Source organism: Pseudooceanicola sp. NS-SX9 (genome assembly GCF_057380705.1).
In genome coordinates this window covers 189,680-213,289 of record NZ_JBXXRN010000006.1, presented here as the reverse complement: position 1 = coordinate 213,289, position 23,610 = coordinate 189,680, and the positions used below count along the sequence as shown (strand labels likewise).

General features: G+C 67.4%; 18 protein-coding genes. 12 read left to right on the top strand and 6 right to left on the bottom strand.

The genetic code is table 11. From position 1 onward, the window contains the following. The first annotated feature begins 56 nt into the window (after positions 1-56). The 7 genes from AC2ITM_RS22960 (at position 57) to fsa (ending at position 8,465) form a co-directional block, all read left to right on the top strand. Positions 57-1,559, top strand: coding sequence for a sugar ABC transporter ATP-binding protein (locus AC2ITM_RS22960; RefSeq protein ID WP_486470534.1), 1,503 nt, complete (start codon positions 57-59; stop codon positions 1,557-1,559). Next, positions 1,549-2,526, top strand: coding sequence for an ABC transporter permease (locus AC2ITM_RS22955; protein WP_486470533.1), 978 nt, complete (start codon positions 1,549-1,551; stop codon positions 2,524-2,526). Before AC2ITM_RS22960 ends, AC2ITM_RS22955 begins: the two co-directional genes overlap by 11 nt. Positions 2,527-2,607: 81 nt before the next feature. Further along, positions 2,608-3,339, top strand: a complete 732-nt coding sequence (locus tag AC2ITM_RS22950) for an SDR family oxidoreductase (protein ID WP_486470532.1) — start codon at positions 2,608-2,610, stop codon at positions 3,337-3,339. A gap of 54 nt (positions 3,340-3,393) precedes the next feature. Next, a complete protein-coding gene (locus AC2ITM_RS22945) occupies positions 3,394-5,013 on the top strand; it encodes an FGGY-family carbohydrate kinase (RefSeq protein WP_486470531.1) in 1,620 nt (539 codons plus the stop codon). Beyond that, positions 5,010-7,016, top strand: a complete 2,007-nt coding sequence (tkt, locus tag AC2ITM_RS22940) for a transketolase (protein ID WP_486470530.1) — start codon at positions 5,010-5,012, stop codon at positions 7,014-7,016. Before AC2ITM_RS22945 ends, tkt begins: the two co-directional genes overlap by 4 nt. 10 nt (positions 7,017-7,026) lie before the next feature. After that, entirely contained in the window at positions 7,027-7,752 is a 726-nt protein-coding gene (locus tag AC2ITM_RS22935) for an SDR family oxidoreductase (protein ID WP_486470529.1), read from the top strand. A gap of 59 nt (positions 7,753-7,811) precedes the next feature. Then, entirely contained in the window at positions 7,812-8,465 is a 654-nt protein-coding gene (gene fsa, locus AC2ITM_RS22930; protein WP_486470528.1) for a fructose-6-phosphate aldolase, read from the top strand. 155 nt (positions 8,466-8,620) lie between these two features. Here fsa and AC2ITM_RS22925 read toward each other — a convergent pair whose 3' ends face one another. Beyond that, positions 8,621-9,949: a dicarboxylate/amino acid:cation symporter gene (locus AC2ITM_RS22925; protein WP_486470527.1), complete on the bottom strand. Its 1,329-nt coding sequence runs from the start codon at positions 9,947-9,949 to the stop codon at positions 8,621-8,623. A 196-nt stretch (positions 9,950-10,145) separates the two neighbouring features. Here AC2ITM_RS22925 and AC2ITM_RS22920 point away from each other — a divergent pair, with 196 nt between their 5' ends. Next, the gene (locus AC2ITM_RS22920; protein ID WP_486470526.1) at positions 10,146-11,783 is read left to right on the top strand and encodes an ATP-binding protein; all 1,638 of its coding nucleotides are present in this window, start codon (positions 10,146-10,148) and stop codon (positions 11,781-11,783) included. Beyond that, on the top strand, positions 11,780-13,102 hold the full coding sequence (locus tag AC2ITM_RS22915; RefSeq protein WP_486470525.1) for a sigma-54-dependent transcriptional regulator: 1,323 nt from the start codon (positions 11,780-11,782) through the stop codon (positions 13,100-13,102). The genes AC2ITM_RS22920 and AC2ITM_RS22915 overlap by 4 nt, the downstream gene beginning before the upstream one ends. Before the next feature lie 677 nt (positions 13,103-13,779). On the opposite strand, the gene AC2ITM_RS22910 is transcribed toward AC2ITM_RS22915, so the two are convergent. From AC2ITM_RS22910 to AC2ITM_RS22900, 3 genes are read right to left on the bottom strand one after another with little or no spacing between them, the layout of a single operon-like run. Then, positions 13,780-14,961 carry a M20 aminoacylase family protein gene (locus tag AC2ITM_RS22910; RefSeq protein ID WP_486470524.1) on the bottom strand — a complete coding sequence of 394 codons (1,182 nt, stop codon included), beginning with the start codon at positions 14,959-14,961 and terminating at the stop codon, positions 13,780-13,782. A gap of 33 nt (positions 14,962-14,994) precedes the next feature. Next, positions 14,995-16,158 carry an acetylornithine deacetylase gene (argE, locus tag AC2ITM_RS22905; protein WP_486470523.1) on the bottom strand — a complete coding sequence of 388 codons (1,164 nt, stop codon included), beginning with the start codon at positions 16,156-16,158 and terminating at the stop codon, positions 14,995-14,997. Between the two features lie 25 nt (positions 16,159-16,183). After that, positions 16,184-18,046 (bottom strand): ABC transporter ATP-binding protein, encoded by a 1,863-nt coding sequence (locus AC2ITM_RS22900; RefSeq protein WP_486470522.1) that lies wholly within the window; start codon positions 18,044-18,046, stop codon positions 16,184-16,186. A gap of 438 nt (positions 18,047-18,484) precedes the next feature. Here AC2ITM_RS22900 and AC2ITM_RS22895 point away from each other — a divergent pair, with 438 nt between their 5' ends. The 3 genes from AC2ITM_RS22895 (at position 18,485) to AC2ITM_RS22885 (ending at position 22,206) form a co-directional block, all read left to right on the top strand. Beyond that, positions 18,485-20,188 carry a peptide ABC transporter substrate-binding protein gene (locus tag AC2ITM_RS22895; protein WP_486470521.1) on the top strand — a complete coding sequence of 568 codons (1,704 nt, stop codon included), beginning with the start codon at positions 18,485-18,487 and terminating at the stop codon, positions 20,186-20,188. Positions 20,189-20,288: 100 nt separating this feature from the next. Further along, positions 20,289-21,296: an ABC transporter permease gene (locus AC2ITM_RS22890; protein WP_486470520.1), complete on the top strand. Its 1,008-nt coding sequence runs from the start codon at positions 20,289-20,291 to the stop codon at positions 21,294-21,296. Next, a complete protein-coding gene (locus AC2ITM_RS22885; RefSeq protein WP_486470519.1) occupies positions 21,289-22,206 on the top strand; it encodes an ABC transporter permease in 918 nt (305 codons plus the stop codon). Before AC2ITM_RS22890 ends, AC2ITM_RS22885 begins: the two co-directional genes overlap by 8 nt. 51 nt (positions 22,207-22,257) lie before the next feature. Here AC2ITM_RS22885 and AC2ITM_RS22880 read toward each other — a convergent pair whose 3' ends face one another. Further along, positions 22,258-22,929: an amino acid ABC transporter permease gene (locus AC2ITM_RS22880; protein WP_486470518.1), complete on the bottom strand. Its 672-nt coding sequence runs from the start codon at positions 22,927-22,929 to the stop codon at positions 22,258-22,260. Further along, positions 22,926-23,609, bottom strand: a complete 684-nt coding sequence (locus AC2ITM_RS22875) for an amino acid ABC transporter permease (protein ID WP_486470517.1) — start codon at positions 23,607-23,609, stop codon at positions 22,926-22,928. Before AC2ITM_RS22875 ends, AC2ITM_RS22880 begins: the two co-directional genes overlap by 4 nt. Position 23,610: the final 1 nt, after the last annotated feature.

The following is a 23,610-nucleotide window of genomic DNA, read 5'->3' as shown; positions in this document are numbered from 1 at the left end:
CCGTCCCCGGATCCCTCCGGGGGCGGCCTTCCCCTTCCTTCAACGAGGAGCACGCGATGCTGGAACTGCAAGGGATCCGCAAGAGCTTCGGCAAGATCGAGGTCCTGCACGGGGTGAACCTGAGCATCCGCGGCGGCGAGGTCCACGCCCTTCTGGGCGAGAACGGCGCCGGCAAGTCGACGCTGATGAAGATCCTCAGCGGCATTCTTCAGCCCACCGCCGGTCAGATCGTCCTGGACGGCAAGCCCTGCCATTTCGCCGATTACGATGCCGCCATCGCCGCGGGCATCGGCATCGTCTTCCAGGAATTCAGCCTGATCCCCTACCTGACGGCGGTGGAAAACATGTTCCTGGCGCGCGAGATGAAGACGCGCCTTGGTCTGCTGGACCGCCGCGCCATGGCTGCGCGGGCCCGGGAAATCCTTGCGCTGCTGGATGTGGATCTGCCGCTGGACGTGCCGGTCAGCCGCCTGTCGGTCGCCGAACAGCAGTTCGTCGAGATCGCCAAGGCGCTGTCATTGGACGCGCGGATCCTGATCCTGGACGAACCCACCGCGACCCTGACCCCCTCGGAGGTCGAGCATCTTTTCAAGGTGATGCGCCAGCTGCGTTCCAAGGGTGTGGCGGTCGTCTTCATCTCGCACCACCTGGACGAGATCTTCGAGATCTGCGACCGCATCACCGTGCTGCGCGACGGCGAATTCATCGGCGATTGCGCGGTCAAGGACACCGACACCGACCGCCTGGTCGAGATGATGGTGGGCCGCCGGATCGAGAACAGCTTTCCCGACAAGCCCGCGATCCCCGCCGATGCCCCAGTGGTGCTGCATTGCGAGGAAGTCCAGCTGCGCAAGGGCGGCCCGGTGTCGTCCTTCCGCCTGCGCGCGGGCGAGATCCTGGGCTTTGCGGGCCTCGTCGGATCGGGGCGCACGGAAACCGCGCTGGCGATGCTGGGCGCCTATCCGGCAGCGCGCTGCAAGGTGCTGGTCGACGGCGCCGAGACGCGCTTTCGCGAACCGGCCGACGGGCTGATGCACGGCATCGGCCTGCTGCCCGAAAGCCGCAAGGAACAGGGGCTGATCACCAGCTTCCCGATCCTGCAGAACATCTCGATCAACAATTACGGCAAGTACCGCAAGAACCACTGGTTCATCGACATGAAGCAGGAACTGGCCGCCACCGAAGAGGCGATGCGCAAGGTCCGCGTCAAGGCCCAGGGGCCCCATGCGCGCGTCGACACGCTGTCGGGCGGCAACCAGCAGAAGGTGGTGATCGCGCGCTGGCTGAACCACCAGATGAAGGTGCTGATCTTCGACGAGCCCACCCGCGGCATCGACGTCGGTGCCAAGGCCGAGATCTACGCCCTGATGCGCGAATTCACCGCCCAGGGCTATTCCATCATCATGATTTCCTCCGAACTGCCCGAAGTCATCGGCATGTCGGACCGCGTCTGCGTCTTCCGCTCGGGCGGGATCGTCGCGACGGTCGAGGGCGAGCAGATCACCTCGGAGCAGATCATGACCCATGCCACGACCGGGAGGGTCCAGAATGTCGCATGATGCCAACACCGCACCGTCGCAGAACCGCAGCACGGGATTTTCCGTCGCGGGGATGCTGAAATCGCCGCTGGCGCTGCCGCTGGTCGGGCTGATCGTTGTTTCGGTCCTGATGGGCTTTGCCTCGGACAACTTCTTTTCCGTCAACAACATCCTGAACGTGCTGCGGCAGGTGTCGATCGTCGGCATCATCGCGGTCGGCATGACCTTCGTGATCCTGACCGGCGGCATCGACCTGTCGGTGGGCGCGGTGATGGCGCTGGCGGGCACGATTGCGGCGGGGCTGATGGTCAACTTCGGGATGCCGGGCTTTGTCGGGCTGCTGGCGGGGCTGGTGATCGGCGTGCTGCTGGGGCTGTTCAACGGCGCGCTGGTGGCCTGGGGGCGGATGCCCGCGATCATCGTGACGCTGGCGACCATGGGCATGGCGCGCGGCTTTGGCCTGCTGTATTCGGGCGGCTACCCGATCTCGGGGCTGCCGTCATGGATCTCGTGGTTCGGGATCGGCCGCATCGGCATCATCCCGGTGCCCGTCATCATCATGTTCGTGATCTATGCCCTGGCCTGGGTGCTGCTGCAGCGCACGCCCTTCGGCCGCCATGTCTATGCGATCGGCGGCAATGAACTGGCGGCAAAGCTGTCGGGCGTGAAGACCCAGCGGGTCAAGCTGGCGGTCTACGGCATCTCGGGGCTGACCTCGGCCTTCGCGGCGATCATCCTGACCGGCCGCCTGATGTCGGGCCAGCCCAATGCGGGCGTGGGGTTCGAGCTGGATGCCATCGCCGCCGTCGTGCTGGGCGGCACCGCGATTGCCGGTGGCCGCGGGTTGATCCTGGGCACGCTGATCGGGGCGATCCTGCTGGGGATCCTCAACAACGGTCTGAACCTGATGGGCATCAACCCCTATCTTCAGGACGTCATCAAGGGCGCCATCATCCTGCTGGCGATCTACATCGGCCGCGAATGGTGATCCTTGGCGCGCGCCCCCGCCCTCCCGCTTCGGGGCGCGCGCATCAATTCTTTCCCCTTTGAAATCCTTTGGAGAACATGCATGTCTCAATCGCTGGAAGGCAAGATTGCCGTCGTCACCGGCGCGGCCTCGGGCATCGGGCTGGCCACCACCAAGATGCTTCTGGGCAATGGTGTGACCGTGGTCATGGCTGACTGGAACGAGGCCGCCCTGGCGGCCCTGACCGCCGAGCTGGGCGAGAAGGCCATCCCCCAGGTCACCAACCTGCTGGACCCCGATAGCTGCAAGGCCATGGTCCCCGAGGTGCTGGAGAAGGTCGGCCATGTCGACATCCTGTACTGCAACGCCGGCACCTATATCGGCGGTGACCTGTGGGACACCGATGCCGACACGATCGACCGGATGCTGAACCTCAACGTCAATGCGGCGATCAAGAACATCCAGGCCGTCGTGCCCCACATGATGGACCGCAAGAGCGGCGACATCATCGTCACCTGCTCGATCTCGGGTCACTTCCCCGCGGAATGGGAGCCGGTCTATTCGGCCTCGAAATGGGCGATCACCAGCTTCGTGCAGGGCGTGCGGCGGCAGATGATCCCCTATGGCGTGCGCGTGGCGCAGGTGTCGCCGGGTCCGGTGATCAGCGCCCTGCTGGCCGACTGGCCCGAGGAAAACCTGCGCAAGGCCAAGGAAGAAGGCGCCCTGATGGATGCCGAAGAGGTCGCCGAGGCGGTCGAATTCATGCTGACCCGCCGCCGTCAGGTGACGGTGCGCGATCTGGTGGTCCTGCCCACCGCCTTCGCCCGTATGTGATCCCCGCTGCGGGGGGCCATCCCCCCGCAGCCCCAACGCCCCAAAGGAAGTCCCATGTCCCAGCATTTCATCGGCGTGGATGTCGGCACGGGATCGGCCCGTGCGGGTGTCTTCGATGCCACCGGCCAGCTGCTGGCCACCGCGAAACGCCCCCTCACCCTGCACCGCACCGACGCCGGCCATGTCGAGCAATCCAGCACCCAGGTCTGGAACGCCGTCTGCGAGAGCGTCTCGGACGCCGTGCGGGGATCGGGCGTGGCGCCCGGCTCCATCACCGGGATCGGCTTTGACGCCACCTGTTCGCTGGTGGTGCAGGGGCCCGAAGGCGGCCTGCCGGTGGGCGAACCCGACCATCCCGAACGCGACATCATCGTCTGGATGGACCACCGCGCGCTGGATCAGGCGGCGCGGATCAACGCCGGATCCCATGACGTGCTGAAATACGTGGGCGGCGTGATCTCGCCCGAGATGGAAACGCCCAAGCTGCTGTGGCTGAAGGAAAACCGCCCCGAGGTCTATGACAGTGCGCAGCATTTCTTCGACCTGACCGATTTTCTGACCTGGAAGGCCACCGGCGCCACGGAGCGCTCGTCCTGCACCGTCACCTGCAAATGGACCTACCTTGCCCATGAGGATCGCTGGGATCCGGCGTATTTCCACGCCATCGGGCTGGGGGATCTGGCGGATCAGGGCTTTGCGCGCATCGGGGCAAGGGTGGTGCATCCGGGAACCGCCCTCGGCCAGGGGCTGACCGAAGCGGCCGCCCTTGCCATGGGTCTGCGCCCCGGCACCGCCGTTGCCGCCGGGCTGATCGACGCCCATGCGGGCGGCATCGGCACGGTCGCGGCCAAGGGCGGCGCCGAGGATGCCACGGCCTGCCTCGGCTATGTCTTCGGCACCTCCTCCTGCACCATGACGACCACCGCCGAACCCGCCTTCGTGCCGGGCGTCTGGGGGCCCTACTATTCCGCCATGGTCCCCGGCATGTGGCTGAACGAGGGCGGCCAGTCCGCCGCCGGTGCCGCCATCGCGCAACTGGTGCAGCTGCACCCCGCCACTGCCGCGGCCACCGAAGCGGCGGGCGACAAGGGGCTGGTCCCCTATCTGGCAGATCGCGCGCTGGCGCGGGCGGGCAGCGCCTCGGCCGCCGTGCGGCTGGCCGATCATCTGCATGTGGTGCCGGAATTTCTGGGCAACCGCGCCCCCTTCGCCGATCCCCATGCCCGCGCCGTGATCGCGGGGCAGGGGATGGAGGAAGGCACCGACAGCCTTGTCGCGCTCTATGTCGCCGGGGTCTGCGGGCTGGGCTACGGCCTGCGCCAGATCATCGAGACGCAATCCGCCCATGGCGCGCCCATTCGCACCATCTCGGTCTCGGGGGGGGCGGGGGCGCATCCGCTGACCCGCCAGATCCTGGCTGATGCCACGGGCCTCCCGGTCGAGGTCACGGCCTGCGAGGAACCGGTGCTGCTGGGCTCGGCCATGCTGGGGGCGGTGGCGGCGGGGGCCTTCCCGGACCTGCCCGCCGCCATGCCCGCCCTGTCGCGCGTCGCCACCCTGTGCCAGCCCGACACGGGGCTGAAGGCGCTGCATGACGCCCGTTACCGCGCCTTCCTGGCGCTGCAATCCACCGCGCGGGACATCCGCCACGCCCTCGAGAAGGTTACCACATGAACGTGATTTCCACCGCCCTCGCCACGGCCCGCGAGGATGCCCATGCCTTTGCCCTGGCGAACTGCCTGCGCGGGCTGGCCATTGACGGGGTCGAGGCCGCCAATTCCGGCCATCCCGGCGCCCCCATGGGCATGGCCGAGGCCGCAACCGCCCTGTGGATGCGGCATCTGAAGTTCGATGCTTCCAGCCCCGACTGGCCCGACCGAGACCGCTTCGTGCTGTCGAACGGGCATGGCTCCATGCTGCTCTATGCGCTGCTGCACCTTTCGGGCTATCAGGACATGCCGCTGGAACAGCTGAAGAATTTTCGCCAGTGGGGGGCAAAGACCGCAGGCCACCCGGAATACGGCCACGCCAAGGGGATCGAGGTCACCACCGGCCCGCTGGGGCAGGGCCTCGCATCTGCCGTGGGCATGGCGCTGGCCGAACGCAAGCTGAATGCCGAATTCGGCGATGAGCTGGTGGACCACCGCACCTGGGTCTTTGCCGGTGACGGCTGCCTGATGGAGGGGATCAGCCAGGAGGCGATTTCGCTCGCCGGACACCTGCGGCTGGACCGGCTGACGGTGCTTTATGACGACAACGGGATTTCCATCGACGGGCCGACCTCGAAGGCCTTCACCGAGGACGTGACCGGCCGGTTCGAGGCCGCGGGCTGGGCGGTGCTGTCCTGCGACGGTCATTCGGTGGCGCAGGTTGATGCGGCCATCGCGCAGGCCAAGGGGATCGACCGCCCGGTGCTGATCCGCATGCGCACGGTGATCGGGCTGGGGGCGCCGCACAAGGCGGGGACGGCGGGCGTGCATGGCTCGCCCCTGGGCGACGCGGAACGTGCCATGGCGCGCGAGGCGCTTGGGCTGGGGCCGCAGGATTTCACCATCCCCGCCGATCTGCTGGCCGAATGGCGCGCGGCGGGCATCCGCGCGCAGGCGGATCGCATCGCATGGCAGGGGCGGCTTGCGGCCTCGGACAAGGGGGGCGAATTCACCCGCCGCATGGCAGGCGATCTGCCCGCAGGGTTCGACGCCGCCGTGGCAGAGGCCCGGCAGGCGCTGTTCGAGGCGCCGCAGAGCGTTGCCACCCGCAAGGCCAGCCAGCTGGCCCTTGCCCCCCTGACCGCAGCCTGCCCCGAGATGATCGGCGGTTCCGCCGACCTGACCGGATCGAACCTGACGCGGGTGCCGGCGGTCGACAGCGATTTCCAGCCCGGCGCCTATGGTGGGCGCTATGTCTCTTACGGCGTGCGGGAATTCGGCATGGCGGCGGCGATGAACGGCATCGCCTGCCATGGCGGGCTGATCCCCTATGGCGGCACCTTCCTGGTGTTCTCGGACTATGCGCGCAACGCCATCCGGCTGTCGGCGCTGATGGGGGTGGGCGTGGTCTATGTGATGACCCACGATTCCATCGGGCTGGGGGAAGACGGGCCCACCCACCAGCCGGTCGAACACCTGGCCTCGCTGCGGGCCATGCCCAACCTCAACGTCATGCGCCCCGCCGATGCGGTCGAGGCGCTGGAATGCTGGGAGATCGCGCTGCGCACGCGCAAGACGCCCTCGCTGCTGGCGCTGTCGCGTCAGGCGGTGCCGCAGCTGCGGGGGCCGGGGGCCGAAAACCTTTCCGCCAAGGGCGCCTATGTCATCCGCGAGACCGACGCCCCCCGCGACGCGACGATCCTTGCCACCGGCACCGAGGTCGCCATCGCGGTCGAGGCGGCAGAGGCGCTGGCGGCTCAGGGCATTCACGCCGCCGTCGTCTCGATGCCCTGCTGGGAGCTGTTCGAAGCCCAGCCCGCCGCCTATCGCACAGCCGTTCTGGGCAGCGCCCCCCGCGTCGCCATCGAGGCCGCCGGGACCTTCGGCTGGACCCGCTATGTCGCGTCCGAGGACGACGTGCTGGGCCTTCGCGGCTTTGGCGCCTCGGCCCCGGCCGAACGACTTTACGCCGAATTCGGCATCACCGCCGCGGGTCTGATCGCCCGCGTCAAACATCACCTGGCCTGAGAGAGGCACAATGCAGTTTTCCGGAAAATCCGTCATCATCACCGGCGCGGGCAAGGGGATCGGGCGTGCCTGTGCCCTTGCCATGGCCGCCCGCGGCGCCGAGGTCATCGCCATGACCCGCACCGCCGCCGACCTAGAAACCCTGCGCGCCGAGATCGGCGGGCGCTCGATCGCGGTGGATCTGCAGGATCCCGCCGCCACCCGCGCCGCCATGGCCGAGGCGGGGCCTGCCGACTTCCTGATCAACTCGGCCGGGATCAACATCCTTGAGAGCAGCTTTGACGTGACCGAGGCCAGCTATGAGGCGGTGCTGGGCATCAACCTGCGCGCCGCCCTGATCACCTGCCAGGAGTTCGCCCGGGCGCGGGTGGCGGCGGGCGGCGGCGGCGCCATCGTCAACATCACTTCGATTGCCGGGCATCGCGGCTTCACCGAACACCTGTGCTATGCGGCCTCGAAGGCGGGGCTGGAGGGCGCAAGCCGCGTCATGGCGAAGGAATTCGGGCCTCATGGCATTCGGGTGAACTGCGTGGCGCCGACGATCACCCTGACGGAACTGGCGGCCGAGGCCTGGTCGGATCCGGTGAAATCCCAGCCGATGATGGTGCGCCACCCGATGAACCGCTTTGCCGAAGCGGACGAGGTCGCCGACAGCATCGCCATGCTGCTGTCGCAGGAGGCGCGCATGATCACCGGCGCGGTGCTGCCGGTGGACGGCGGTTTCCTTTCGGTGTGATCCACGCGGCCCCTTCGGGGGCCGTTGCCTTTCCCCCAAGCCCTTTTCAGGAGAACGAGATGAAATTCTTTGTCGATACCGCCATCGTGGCCGAGATCCGCGAGCTGAACGATTACGGTCTGCTGGATGGCGTGACCACCAATCCGACGCTGATCGCGAAATCGGGCCGCGATTTCCGCGAGGTGATCGCCGAGATCTGCGAGGTGGTCGAGGGGCCGGTTTCGGCCGAGGTGGCGGCGATGGAGGCGGGCGCGATGATCGCCGAGGGCGAGAGCCTGGCGCAGATCGCGGACAATGTGGTCATCAAGCTGCCGCTGACGCTGGACGGGCTGAAGGCGTGCCGGCATTTCTCGGGCAAGGGGATCGCGACGAACGTGACGCTGTGCTTCTCGGCCAACCAGGCGCTGCTGGCGGCGAAGGCGGGGGCTTCGTTCATCAGCCCCTTTGTCGGGCGGCTGGACGACATCAACCTGGACGGCATGGAGCTGATCCGCGAGATCCGCGAGATCTACGACAATTACGCCTTCGCAACCGAGATCCTGGCGGCTTCGGTGCGCACGGCGAACCATGTGAAGGAGGCGGCGCTGGCGGGCGCCGACGTGGCGACGATCCCGGCGAAGGTGATCAAGGGCCTGGCCGCGCATCCGCTGACCGACAAGGGGCTGGAGCAGTTCGCGAAGGACTGGGCGGCGACGGGCCAGTCGATCCTGTAAGCGCTTGTGGCGGGGAGCGTCGCCGGGCCCGTCGAGGGCCCCGCGACGCTGGTGCGCGGTGCCCGCGCACCACGCGCCCCGCGCCCCAAGCGGGGTCCCTGAATGCAAAAGGCCCGCAGCGGGTGCTGCGGGCCTTTGTCATCTTGGGGGGCGGATCATTCCGCCGGTTTCATCGCCGGTTCCACGCCAACGGGCGGCAGTTCGCCGTTCAGCGCCCGGGTCAGCTGTTCGTGGTCCAGCTTGCCTTCCCACTTGCTGACCACGATCGTGGCCACGGCATTGCCGATGAAATTCGTCAGCGAGCGGCATTCCGACATGAAGCGGTCGACGCCCAGGATCAGCGCCATGCCGGCGACGGGAACGGTGGGGACCACCGAAAGCGTCGCGGCCAGGGTGATGAAGCCCGCACCCGTCACGCCTGCCGCGCCTTTCGACGACAGCATCGCCACCAGCAGCAGCAGGATCTGGTCGCCCAGCCCGATGTGGATGTCCATCGACTGCGCGATGAAGAGCGCGGCCAGCGTCATGTAGATGTTGGTGCCATCAAGGTTGAACGAATAGCCGGTCGGCACGACCAGACCCACGACGGGACGGGGGCAGCCGGCGCGCTCCATCTTCTGCATGAGCGCGGGCAGCGCGGATTCCGAGGAGGACGTGCCCAGCACCAGCAGCAGTTCCGCCTTGAGGTAGCTGATCAGCTTGAGGATCGAGAAACCGCAGAGCTTACCGACGATGCCAAGCACGCCCAGCACGAAGATCAGCGCGGTCAGGTAGAAGGTGCCCACCAGCATCGCCAGGTTGGCGATCGAACCGATGCCGTATTTGCCGATGGTGAAGGCGAAGGCGCCGAAGGCCCCGATCGGTGCGGCTTTCATCAGGATCGCCACCAGGCGGAACATGATGATCGAGGTCTTTTCGCAGAAGTTGACGACGGGGGCGGCGTGATCACCCACCAGGATGCACGAGACGCCGAACAGGATCGCCACGAACAGCACCTGCAGGATGTTGCCATCGGTGAAGGCCGAGAAGATCGTCGTCGGGATGATCCCCATCAGGAAGCCCTGCAGCGAGGTCTCATGCGCCTTCGAGGCATAGCTGGCGACGGCGTCGCTGTTCAGCGAGGCCGGGTCGATATGCATCCCCGCGCCGGGCTGCACCACGTTGGCAATGATCATGCCGATGATCAGCGCCAGCGTCGAGAAGAACAGGAAGTAGCCGAAGGCCTTGGCCGCGACCGAGCCCACCTGCTTGAGGTTGCCCATGCCCGCAAGGCCGGTGACGATGGTCAGGAAGATCACCGGCGCGATGATCATCTTCACCAGCTTGATGAAGGCATCGCCCAGCGGCTTCATCGCCTCGCCGGTCTGCGGATAGAAATGCCCCAGAAGGGCGCCGATGGTGATCGCCACCAGCACCTGGACATAAAGGTGACGGTAGAAGGGAATGGGCTTGCGCGCAGCGGCCGCGCCGGGTTCGAAGTGCATCTGCTCCTCCACAGGCTGAAGATTGCGCACAGGATAGAAAGCCCTGCGGTTTCATGCCAATTCGATGACAAATCTGGCAAATTACCGATTTCACTGATGATTTGTCAGCGAGGGGGTGGAAATGTGTTTCGATTTCCACACAGATATATTTCTGCTAGTGTGGGAACCGAAACACCCTGGAACCCGGACCGCTGCCATGCGCCTGCCCCTTGTCGAGTCCCGCCTGCCCCGATGGTTGCTGCCCCTGGCGGCTGCGCTGGCCGTGCTGGGTCTGGTCTGGCTGCTGGCCTTCGACCTGGCGCTTGCGGGCCAGCGCAAGGCGGCGCTGATCGACGGCCGCGCCCGGGTGCTGGCGATCGCCTCGGAACTGTCGCGCCAGCAGGCGGTGGGGGCGGTGCTGGCCAGCGATCCGCAGGTGGTGGCGGCGCAGGCGCATCCTTCGGCCGCCGCCCATCTGGCGCTGTCGCAGCGGCTGGAGGCGCTGAATACCGACATCGGCGCCAGCGTGCTTTACGTCACCGATGCGGCGGGGCGGGCGACCTCGGCCTCGAACTGGAACGAGGACAGCAGCTTTGTCGGCAGCGACTATGGCTTTCGCGCCTATGTCGGGGATGCGGTGCGCACCGGCGAGGGGCGGGAATATGCGCTTGGCTCGGTCAGCCATCGGCCCGGGCTTTACCTGTCGCGGCGCATCGGCACCGCCGCAGCGCCGCTGGGCGTTGTCGTCGTCAAGCTGGAGTTCGATGATCTGGAGGCCAACTGGCGGGCGTCTGCCCGTCCGGCCTGGGTGACCGATCCGCTGGGTTTCGTGACGCTGACCTCGGATGCGGCACTGCGCTTTCATCATGCCCCCGCGGCGGGGCGGTGGACGGTCAGCCTGCCGGTGCCGCGCTCGGACTGGCGGCTGGACTTGCGGATGCAGCGGGCGCCGGTCTATGTGCCCGCAGCCCTGGCGGTGACGCTGGTGGCGCTGCTGCTGGCGGGCGGGATGCTGCTGGCCCAGACGATCCGCCGCCGTCAGAGCGAGGCCGCGCGCTACCGCGTCCGGCTGGAACGCGCCGTTGCCACCCGCACCCGCGCCCTGTCCCGGCAGATCCATGAACGCGAAGAGGCCGAGGCGCAGCTTGCCGGCATGCAGGCGGCGCTGGTGCAGGCCAACAAGCTGGCTTCGCTGGGGCAGATCTCGGCCGGGGTGGCGCACGAGATCAACCAGCCCCTGTCGACGATCCGGCTGCTGGCGGAATACGGCCAGGACCTGCTGCCGGGCGATGCCGCCCCCGTGCAGGAGAACCTGCGCCAGATCGTCGAGATGTCGCATCGGATCGAGACCATCACCTCGGATCTGAAGGGCTTTGCCCGCAAGGCGCGCGGCGTGCAGGGGGCGGTGTCGCTGGCCGAGGCCTGGCAGGCCTCGCTGCGACTGGCGGCCAGCCGCCGCGCCAGCGAGGCGGTCGAGGTCCGATCCGACGTGATCCCCGCCGATCTGCGGGTGGTGGCGGAAACCGTGCGGCTGGAACAGGTGCTGGTGAACCTGGTGCAGAACGCCCAGGAGGCGCTGGCGGGCCGTCCCGACGGGCGCATCCACATGCGGCTGGAGGTGGCCGAGGATCACGTGCGGCTGTGGATTTCCGACAATGGCCCGGGGCTGGCACCGCAGGTGGCGCAGGCGCCCTTCACCCCCTTCCAGACCACCAAGGCCACCGGGCTGGGGCTGGGGTTGGTGATCTGCCAGGGCATCATGCGCGATTTCGGCGGCGATCTGCGCCCCGATCCCCACCCCGACCTGCCGGGCGCGCGCTTCCGCCTGACCCTGAAACGATGGAGAGACGCATGACCGAGCTTGTCCGCCTGGTCGAGGACGACGCGCCGCTGCTGGCCGCCCAGGTGCAGGGGCTGCGGCTGGCGGGGTTCACGCCCGAACCCTTCGCCGTCTCGGCCGAGGCGCTGCAGGGGCTTGGGCCCGACTGGCCGGGGGTGGTGCTGTCGGACGTGCGGATGCCGGGGATCGACGGGCTGGAACTGGCGGCGCGCATCCGCGCCATCGACCCGGACCTGCCGGTGATCCTGCTGACCGGCCATGGCGACGTGGAAATGGCGGTGCAGGCGCTGCATGACGGGGTCTATGATTTCCTGACCAAGCCGGTCAGCCGCGGCCCGCTGGAGGCCGTGTTGCGCCGCGCCCTGGCGGCCCGCAGGCTGGTGCTGGAAAACCGCCGCCTGCGCGCCGCCCAGGCCGAGGCGCCGCTACCCGTCGACGGGCTGGTCGGCCAAAGCCCCGCCATCCGCCACATGCGCGAAACCGCCGACCACATCGCCGGTGCCGGGATCAACGCGCTGTTTCTGGGCGAGGCGGGCGTCGGCAAGGAACGCCTGGCACGCCATATCCACTCGATCTCGCCCCGCAGGGCGCGGCCCTTCGTGACGGTGAACTGCGCCGCCATCGCGCCGGAACGCTTTGACGCGGAATATCTGGGCAGCGTCGCCAGCGGCGGCCCGCATCTGCGCAGCTACGGCCGCATCGAAAGCGCCTCGCGCGGGATGCTGTACCTCGCCGGGATCGAGAGCCTGCCCGAGGGCCTGCAGGCGCGGATGCTGGAGGTGATCGAAACGGGCTCGGTCTGGCCCACCGGCGCCGCCGGGCCGCGGCCGGTGGATCTGTGGGTGATCGCCTCGTCGCGCACGGATCTCGCGACCGAGGTCGCGGCCGGACGGTTCCGCGCCGATCTTTACTATCGCTTGTCGGGGCTGACGCTGACCCTGCCGCCGCTGCGCGCCCGCCGCGAGGACGTGCCGCTGCTGTTCCGCCATTTCATCCAGCGCTTTGCCGAGCGCACCGGCCGCCGTGCGCCGCCCCTGACCGAGGTCGACCAGGCGCATCTGGACACCCACGACTGGCCCGGCAACCTGCGCGAGCTGGAGCAATATGCCGAGGCCTTCTGCCTGGGGCTGGAAGCGATGCCGGAAGAGGCGGGCCAGGGGGCTTCGCTGTCGGAACTGGTCGGGCGCTACGAGGCGGCGCTGCTGCGCAACGCCCTGCGCCAGGCGGGCGGCAATGCGACCGAGGCGATGGCGCGGCTGCAGATCCCGCGCAAGACCTTCTACGACAAGCTGGCCAAGCACGGCATCCGCAGCGGCGATTTCCGCGCCGGGTAAGGGGCGGGCAGACAACGGGATCAAAGGATCCAAGGCGCCTTCAGGCACAGCTGCGACTGCGGGATATGGCCAGAAGGCGGGGGCAACGGGTATGGTCGGGAAGGTCAGCACCGGGACATGCGCGGTCAAGGGGCGCGCGCCCGGCCCCCTTGTGGAACAGGGCTCAGTGGCCCAAAGGACGACGCTGCGGGCCTGCCTTTGCCCCGCGAGCGTCCCCTCGGGCCTGTCCGGTCCGGTGGATGGCGCGATGCGGCCCGCCACCGGGCGGGGCTTCGGGATCGGGGTGTCGCGGGCCCGGCAGGCGATGCCGCGCCCGGGATCCCGGCCTGTCGGACGTGGCGGGATCGGCCGGGCGCTAGGCCGGATGTCCTGACATCGCGCGGAACGATGTCCCGGTTCGGCTGCCCGCGCTTGCCAGCATCAGACCAGGGCGCCCAAAGACCGCCGGCGGGCAAACATGCTGCCGACGGCCGTGTCCCATCGGGTCTGTGCGCAGCTTCGGCCCGTCGCGGCCGGTCAGGCGCCCCCGGCCGCAGGAGGCTGCGTCGGGCCTGTCCCAAGCCATCGGGCCCGCGCCCCGGGTCCCGTCAGGTCAGGCGCACCGGCATCCGGGCCTGCGCCAAGGCGTCGGGCCGGGACCTGGGGGCCCGACCCGCGCCGCGCCCCATCAGGTCATGTCAGGCGGGCACCGGCATCCGGGACTCGGCCAGACCGGCCAGCCAGCCCGAGCCATAGGGGATCGCCTCGTCGTCGAAATCATATTCCGGCGAATGCAGCCCGGCGGTATCGCCATTGCCCAGGAAGATGAACGAGGCCGGGACCTTCTCGCCGTAGTACGAGAAATCCTCGGCGCCCATCATCGGCTCGACGGCGGTTTCGACGCCACCCGGGCCGGCATGGTCGCGGGCCACGGCAATGGCGTGTTCGGTGGCGGCGGGATCGTTCATCGTCACCGGATAGCCGCGGTTGTAGTCGATGGCGATGCGGGCGCCGCTGGCTTCGGCGATGGCGGTGGCGATGGTGGTCAGGCGCGCCTGCACCTGGTCGCGCAGGGCAGGCGACATGGTGCGCACCGTGCCGCCCAGCGTCACCACCTGCGGGATCACGTTGGTGGCGGGGCTGTCGGTCTGGCAGGTACAGACCGACAACACGGCCGAATCCCGCGGGTTCACCGTGCGCGATACGATCCCCTGCAGTGCCTGGATGATCTGCGCCGCGATCAGCATCGGGTCGATGCAGTCATGCGGGCGCGCCGCATGGCCGCCCCGGCCGGTGATGGTGATCCCGAAGGTGTCGGCCGCCGCCATGATCGGCCCCGGGCGCGTGGCATATTGGCCGACCGGCAGGCCGGGGTGGTTGTGCAGGCCGTAGACCTCTTCGATGGCGAAACGGTCGAACAGGCCATCGTCGATCATCGCCTTGGCCCCGGCGCCGCCTTCCTCGGCGGGCTGGAAGATCAGCACCACCTTTCCAGCAAAGTTGCGCGTCTCGGAGAGGTATTTCGCAGCCCCCAGCAGCATCGCGGTATGGCCGTCATGGCCGCAGGCATGCATCACGCCCGGCGTCTTCGAGGCATGGGGCTTGCCGGTGATCTCGGTCAGGGGCAGGGCGTCCATGTCGGCGCGCAGGCCGATGACCTTGGGGCCCGCGCCGGGGGCGGCACGGCCCTCGATCACGCCCACCACGCCGGTGCGGCCAAAGCCCTCGTGGACCTCGTCGACACCGAAGCTGCGCAGCAGTTCGGCGACGCGCGCCGCAGTGCGGACCTCCTGGTAGAGCAGTTCGGGATGTTCATGGAAATCGTGCCGCCAGGCGGTGATCTCGGGCAGCAGTTCGGCAAAGCGGTTCTTGACGGGCATGGGGGCTCCGGGAGGTGTCTTGAAAGGGGGGGATCAGGCGGCCAGCTGCACCAGCAGCTTTTCCATGAAGGCCCAGCCGGCGTCGAATTCCGAGACCTCGATGAATTCGTCAGGCGTATGGGCCTGGGCAATGTCGCCGGGGCCGCAGACCACCGCCGAATAGCCGTGGATCTGGAAATGCCCGGCCTCGGTACCGTAGCTGACCACGTTGGTCGAGTTGTCGCCCGTCAGGCCGCGGGCCAGCGCCTCGGCGGCGCCATCGGTTTCAGGGGTCAGGGCGGGGACGGAGAAGCCGTCCTGGACCTCGATTGCGGCGTCGGGGGACACGGCCTTCATGCCGGCCTCGACCTCGGCCACGCAGGCAAGGTAGCGCTGCCGCCAGGTGTCGGGATCCTCGCCCGCGACGACGCGGAAGCCCAGGGTGAAGACGCATTCCCCGGCGGTGATGTTATGCGCCGTGCCGCCATGGATCTGCCCGACGGAGACGGTGGTGAAGGGCGGATCGAACATCGCGGCCATCGGAACGGGCGGCGTCGTCATCAGCTCTGCATTGGTCTGGTTCAGCCAGTTCAGGATGCGGCCCGCCTCGTGGATGGCCGAGACGCCCGCGTGCTGGCGCGAGGAATGCACCGGCACGCCGATGATGCGGGTGGGGAAATTGACGCCGCCCTTGTGACCGGTCACGACCTTCATGCGGCTGGGTTCGCCCACGATGACGGCTCTGGCGCGCGGCAGGGTGGCGGCCATTTCCTCGACCATGCCGACGCAGCCGGTGCAGCCGACCTCCTCGTCATAAGAGAGCGCGATCTGCAGCGGGCGCTTCAGATCGCTTTGCGCGGCGCGGGCGGCGGCGGCGATGGCCAGGGCGTCGAACCCCTTCATGTCGCAGGCGCCGCGGCCATAGAGCTTGCCGTCACGTTCCGTCAGGGTCCAGGGATCGCTGGTCCAGTCCTGGCCATCGACGGGCACCACATCGGTATGGCCCGACAGCACCACGCCGCCTTCGACCGCGGGGCCGATGCTGGCGTAAAGGTTACACTTGTCGCCCTCGGGGTTGTAGACGCGATGGCAGGTCACGCCCCACTGGCCAAGGTAATCCTGCACCCAGTCCATCAGCGGCACGTTGGTGGAATGGCTGACAGAGGGGAACGAGACGATTTTCGCGAGGACCTCTCGCGGGGAAAGTTCGGTGGGCATTTCAGTTGGCTTTCTGGAAACGGGATCAGTCCTGCAGGACGTAGTGACCGGGCACGACCTGGGTGTAGACCGAGGCGGCAGGGTCATGGCCGACCGGGAAGATGGGCGAGGGGATGGGTTTGTATTCCACGTCGCCGCCCAGTTTGCGCTGCCCGGGATCGGCCACCGGCACCGCCGACAGCAGCGCGCGGGTATAGGGGTGGCGCGGGGTCTCAAAGATCTGGCGGCGGGTGCCCATCTCGACGATGCGGCCCAGGTACATGACGCCGACATGGTGGCTGACGCGCTCGACCACGGCCATGTCGTGGCTGATGAACAGGAACGACAGGCCCAGGTCGGTCTGCAGTTCCATCATCAGGTTCAGCACCTGCGCCTGCACCGAGACATCAAGGGCACTGACCGCCTCGTCCGCGATGATCAGCTTTGGGTTCAGGGCCAGGGCGCGGGCGATGGCGATGCGCTGGCGCTGGCCGCCCGACAGCTCGTGCGGGTAGCGGCGCATGAAGCCGCGCGGCAGTTCCACCCGGTCGAACAGGCCCGCCACCCGGTCCTGCAGTTCCGATCCCGCGCAGATGTTGAAGTTGCGCAGCGGTTCCGCGACCTGTTCGAACAGGCGCATCTGGGGGTTCAGGCTGGCGAAGGGATCCTGGAAGACCATCTGCATGTCGCGCCGTGCGCGCCGCATCTTGCCCTCGTCGAAGGTCATCACGTCCTTGCCTTCCAGCCAGACCTGACCCGAGGTCGGCTGCACCAGCCGCAGGATCGACCGCCCGCAGGAGGATTTTCCGCAGCCCGATTCGCCCACCAGGCTGAGGGTCTGGCCCTGACGGATCTGGAAGCTGACGTCCTCGACCGCATGCACGTTCGAGATCGTCTTGCGCATCAGACCCCCCTTGACCGGGAACCGCGTCGTCAGGTGCTTGACGTCCAGCAGCACCGGCGGTTCCGCCTCCGCCTTCGGCGCCCGGGGCGCATGGACCACCTCGGTGCCGTCGCGCGCCAGCAGGCGCATCGGTTCGGGGGCATCCTTGCCGCGCATCTCGCCCAGGCGCGGCACGGCCGCCAGAAGCGCCTTGGTATAGGGGTGCTGGGGCACGGCGAAGATCTGTTCGACCGGGCCTTCCTCGACCTTGTTGCCGCGGTACATGACCACCACGCGGTCGGCCATCTGCGCCACCACCGACATGTCGTGGGTGATGAACATGACGGCGGTGCCCTTCTCGGACTTCAGCCGGTTGATCAGCGACAGGATCTCGGCCTGGATCGTCACGTCGAGCGCGGTCGTCGGCTCGTCGCAGATCAGCAGGCGCGGCTCGCAGGCCATGGCCATGGCGATCACGACCCGCTGGCGCATGCCCCCCGACAGCTCGTGCGGGTACTGGCGCAGGCGGCGTTCGGGTTCGTTGATGCGCACCATCCGCAGCAGCTCAAGCGCCCGTTCATCGGCCTGCGCGCGGTTCAGCCCCTTGTGCACGCGCAGCCCCTCGGTCAGCTGGCGGCCGACGGTGAAGACCGGGTTCAGCGTCGTCATCGGCTCCTGGAAGATCATGCCGATCTCGTTGCCGCGGATGTGACGCATCGTGTCCTTGTCGGCGGTCGCAAGGTCGATCGTGTCGCCCCGGGCGCGGTCGAACAGCAGCTTGCCGCCGGCGATCTCTCCGCCGCCGAATTCCACCAGCCGCATCAGCGACAGCGACGATACCGACTTGCCCGAGCCGCTTTCGCCCACCACGCAGACGCATTCACCGGGGGCGATCTGGAAACTGACGTCCTCGACGCCCAGCACGGGCCCGTCATGGGTCTGGAAGGCAACACGCAGGTTGCGGATGTCTACCAGAGGCGCTCGGGGGGCCTCTCCGTCTACTGAATCTGTATTCTGATCAAGCACTTGCGCCGTCCTGTTGGTTCCGGTGCAGGCAGGGCGGGCGCGTCTGGCGGCACCTCGGATCCCCGTCTGTCACCTCAGCCTGTCGTGCGGACGGGGCAGGGGGGAAGCCGAATTTGCCAATTTCGGGCGATATTTCCTCGGCCGGCCCGGCGGGCTGCATTGTTTGCTCGCGAATTATACACGACCGTAGCTTACCGGGCGGAATGCAAAGGTTTGCACCGTCCGGGCCGCGATCGGCTATTGCGTTTTGCAAGCTGATCGGCGGAACCTTCACGTGACCGGGACGTCAAGATCCCGGCATGAACCGGGAGCGTTCGCCGAAACGGCGGGCCCATCAAGATAATAAAGAACCGAAGCATTCCAGGGGGATGCGAGCGGGCCCCTGGCCCGTGCCGCCCCCTTGCGCGCTGCGCTCGGTCCGTCCTGCAAGGAGTTTCCATGTCCCTCAAGACCCTGCTACTGGGCGCCGGTGCCGTAATGGCCCTTGCCCCCGCCGCCTTTGCCGAACGCGGTGACAGCGGACACCTGAACCTGATCTATTATCAGGCGCCTTCGATCATGAACCCGTACCTGTCGGGCGGGACCAAGGACCTGGAGGCCAGCAGCCTGGTGCTGGAGCCGCTGATCCGCTTCAACCCCAAGGGCGAGATGGTGCCGTGGCTGGTGACCGAGATCCCGACGGTGGAAAACGGCGGCGTCAGCAAGGACCTGACCAGCATCACCTACAAGCTGAAGCCGGGTCTGAAATGGTCGGACGGCAGCGATCTGACCGCCGATGACGTGGTCTTTACCGGCCAGTACTGCATGGATCCGCAAGGCGGCTGCGCGCAGCTGGCGCATTTCCAGGGCGTCGACAAGATCGAGGCGGTGGACCCGCTGACGGTCAAGATCACCTTCAAGGAACCCAAGCCCTATCCCTATCTGGCCTTCGTGACCTACGAATCGCCGATCCTGCAGAAGAAGCAGTTCGAGAACTGCACCGGCACCAAGGCGCCGACCTGCACCACGCAGAACTTCAACCCGATCGGCACCGGCGCCTTCAAGGTGGATGAATTCCGCCCCAACGACGTGATCAGCCTGTCGGCGAACCCGAACTACCGCGATGCGAACCTGCCGCATTTCGCCAGCGTCACGCTGAAGGGCGGCGGCGATGCGGCGGCGGCGGCGCGCTCGGTTCTGGAAACCGGCGAATATGATTACGCCTGGAACACCCAGCTGGCCCCCGAGGTCCTGGCCAAGATGGTCAAGGCCGGCAAGGGCGAGACGATCCAGGCCTTCGGCTCGCTGGTGGAACGGATCGAGATGAACATGACCGATCCCTCGCCCGATCTGCCCGATGGCGAACGTTCGACCGCCAAGCATCCGCACCCGATCCTGAGCGACATCAAGGTCCGCGAGGCCCTGTCGATGGCGATCGACCGCCAGATGCTGTCGGACATCGGCTATGGCCCCGCCGGCCAGCCGACCTGCAACCTGGTGCCCGCGCCTGCGGCCTATGCCGACGAAACCAACACCGGCTGCTTGAAGCAGGACATCGACGGCGCCAAGAAGCTGCTGGATGAAGACGGCTGGAAGGTCGGATCCGACGGCATCCGCGAAAAGGACGGCCGCAAGCTGCACCTGCTGTTCCAGTCCTCGACCAATGCCGTGCGTCAGGACTTCCAGTCGATCATCAAGCAGTGGTGGCAGGAAATCGGCGTCGATACCGAGCTGAAGAACGTCGATGGCTCGGTCTTCTTCGGCGGCGACCCGGGCAGCCCGGATACCTTCCAGAAGTTCTATGCCGACGTGGAAATGTACGCCAACAACTTTGCCGGCACCGACCCCGAGCAGTACCTGGCCATGTACACCTGCGACAAGGCCCCCCGCCCCGCGACCGGCTGGCAGGGCGAGAACATCAACCGCTACTGCGATCCCAAGTATGACGAGCTGGTCACCGAACTGGGCAAGACCGCCGATATGGACAAGCGTCACGCCCTGGCCAAGCAGCTGAACGACATGCTGACCAAGGACACGATGACCATCGTGCCGCTGGTCTACCGCGGCACCGCCTCGGCCAAGTCGAAGACCCTGGGCGGCGTCGAGATCAACGCCTGGGACAGCCAGCTTTGGAACATCGCGGACTGGTACCGGATCAAGTGATCCCGCGGCGGGTGGCCTGACCGCCCGCCTCTCAGCCCGTGACCGGGGCCGGTTCCGACCGGCCCCGTGCGACCTTTCCAAGGCCCCGAGGTCCCCTCTCATGTTCACTTTCACCATACGCCGGCTCGTGATTGCGGTGCCGACGCTTCTTTTCATCTCTCTCGTCATTTTCCTGCTGCTGGATCTGGCGCCGGGCGATCCGCTGGCCAGCCTGCCGCTGACCATCCCGCCCGAGGTGCGCGACAAGATGCGCGCGGCCATGGGCCTCGATCAGCCGCTGTGGATCCGCTACCTGTTGTGGGTCAAGCAGTTCTTCTGGGTCGAACCGCTGAACATCCTAGACACGATGATGGGCACCCACCTGGCGGGCGACGCACAGCGCGTGATCTCGTGGCAGACCCGCTCGCCCGTGGCAGACATCATTGCCCAGCGGCTGCCGCAGACCCTGTGGGTGGTCGGTCTGTCCTATGTGGTGGGCGTGCTGATCGCCGTGCCGATCGGGGTGATTTCCGCCTACAAGCAATATTCGATCTTCGATCAGGCCGGCACCTTCGTGTCGATGGTGGGCTTCTCGGTGCCGCCGTTCTTCACCGGCGTTCTGGTCATCATCATCTTCTCGGTGCATCTGGGCTGGCTGCCCTCGATCTACGACACCACGCTGAAGGTGCATGACTGGGCCACCTTCACCACGCAGCTCAAGCAGATGGTGATGCCGGTCATGGTGCTGGCGCTGCAGACCACGGCACAGATCAGCCGCTTCATGCGGGCCTCGATGCTGGACAACCTGCGCCAGGACTATGTGCGCACCGCCCGCGCCAAGGGCCTGAAAGAGCAGACCGTGCTGATGGTGCACGTGCTGCGCAACTCGATGATCCCGGTGATCACGGTGATCGCGCTTGGCGTGCCGTCGATCTTCGGTGGCGCCATCATCACGGAACAGGTCTTCAAGGTGAACGGCATCGGCCAGCTTCTGATCACCGCCATCCAGGCCAATGACGTGCCGATGGTGCAGACGCTGACCTTCATCTTCGCGGTGCTGATCGTGCTGTTCAACCTGATCGCCGACATCCTGTACGGCATCTTCGATCCGAGGATCCGCTATGACTGAGGCCGTCCATTCCTCGAACATGACCGATGCGCCGCCGTCGTCGCAGCTGCGCGACGTGTGGCGGCAGTTCCGCTCGCACCGGGGCGCGATGGCGGGGCTGATCGTCTTCGTCATCATCCTGCTGGGAGTGCTGGTGGGGCCGCATGTCTGGACCGTCGATCCGACCAAGTTCGACATCCGGGCGCGCAATTCCGGGCCGATGCTGGGCCATCCCTTCGGCACCGACCAGCTGGGGCGTGACCTGATGGCGCGGATGATGGCGGGCGGCAAGGTGTCGCTGGCGGTGGGCATGACGGCGATGCTGATCGCGCTGGCGCTTGGCACGCTGATCGGCGTCTGCGCGGGCTTCTTCAGGCGTCTGGATGGCGTGCTGATGCGGCTGACCGACCTGTTCCTGGCGCTGCCGCTGCTGCCGTTGCTGCTGGTCATGGTGATGCTGTTCCGTGAACCGCTGTCGCGGGCCTTCGGGCCGGAACACGGCATCTTCCTGCTGATGGTCACCGCCATCGGCCTGACCAGCTGGATGCACACCGCCCGCGTGGTGCGCGGCGACGTGCTGGCGCTGAAGGAACGCGAATTCATCCTGGCCGCGCGTTCGATCGGGACGACGCCCACCAAGATGATCCTGCGCCACGTGCTGCCCAACGTCCTGAGCCCGCTGATGGTGTCGGCGACGCTGGGGATCGCGACGGCGATCATCACCGAAAGCTCGCTGTCGTTCCTGGGGCTGGGCTTTCCGCCGGATTATCCGACCTGGGGACGGCTGCTGTACGATGCGGTGGACCAGATCCAGCTGTATCCGCTGCGGGTGATCCTGCCGGGGGTGGCGATCTCGCTCACGGTGCTGTCGGTCAACTACATCGGCGACGGCTTGCGCGATGCGCTGGATCCACGGATCCGCGGGCGCTAGAGGCAGAAAGGGCCGCCCCGGGGGCGGCCCTTTTTCTTAGGCCGGGGGCTGTCAGCGGCTGGGCCGCTGGCGCCGTTCCAGCCAGCCGGTCAGCCGGACCGAGGGCAGCAGGAACGCCAGGTAGATCAGCGCCGCCAGCGTGATCGGCGTGGCGTTGTAGGTGACGGAGCGCGCATTTCCCGCCACATGCAGCAGTTCGTTCACCCCGATGATCGAGGCCAGGGACGTGCCCTTCACCAGCTCGATCGTGTTCGACAGCAGGTCGGGCAGCACGTTGCGCACCGCCTGCGGCAGCACCACGTCGCGCAGGGCCTGGGCGCGCGACAGGCCGGTCGCCCGCGCCGCCTCCATCTGGCCGGGGGCCACCGATCCAAGACCGGCGCGCAGGATCTCGCAATAGTAGCTGGAGGCATTCAGCAGCAGCGCGATCACCACCGCGGCCATCGGCGGCGGCCGCAGCCCCAGGAAGGGCAGGGCCGAATAGACGATGATGATCAGCACCAGCGGCGGCAGGCCGCGAAAGCCGTTGACCCAGATCCGCACCGGCCGCCGCAGCCAGGCGCGCCGCGCCCCCGACAGCAGCGCCAGCGACAGGCCCATCCCCACGCCCAGCGGCGTCAGGATGACGGTCAGCAGCACCGTGATGCCCAGCCCCTTCAGCAGGAAGGGAAAGGCCTGGGCCATGATCTCGGGGTTGAAGAACTGGTCGATCAGCGTGTTCATGTGCGTTTGCCCCAGCTCATGGTGCGTTCCAGGTGACCGGCCAGCGCCATCAGCGGCAGGAAGATGATCAGATAGCCCACCGCCGCCATGATCAGCGGCGTCGCATTGCCGGAAAAGCTCTGGGCTGTCTGGGCCTCGTTCAGCAGTTCGGGCAGGCCGATCGCGGTGCCCAGGGCGGTGTTCTTGGTGATGCCGATGGTGCGGTTGGTCAGCTGCGGCACGCAGATCTTCAGCGCCTGCGGCAGCACCACGTCACGCAGCGTCTGCGATTGCGTCATCCCGGTGGATCGCGCGGCCTCCCACTGGCCGGGGGGAATGGCCTCGAGCCCCGCCCAGAAGATCTCTTCCGAGAAGGCCGACAGGATCAGCGTCAGGGTGATCCAGATCACCCAATAGGCCGAAAGCGTCACGCCCACGCTGGGCAGGCCGAAGAACAGCAGCAGGATCACCGCCAGCGGCGGCACCGCGCGCAGGCAATCGACCCAGAGCCGCAGCACCTCGACGATCCAGCGCGCCGAGACCAGCCGCAGCAGCGCCAGCGCCAGACCCAGCACCAGCCCCGCCACGATCACGCACAGCGACAGCGAAATCGTCACCCAGGCGGCATGCAGCAGGTCGGGCAGGTATTCGCGCGCGACCTTGGCGTTGAAATAGACCTCGGCGAGGCGGTTCAGATCCATC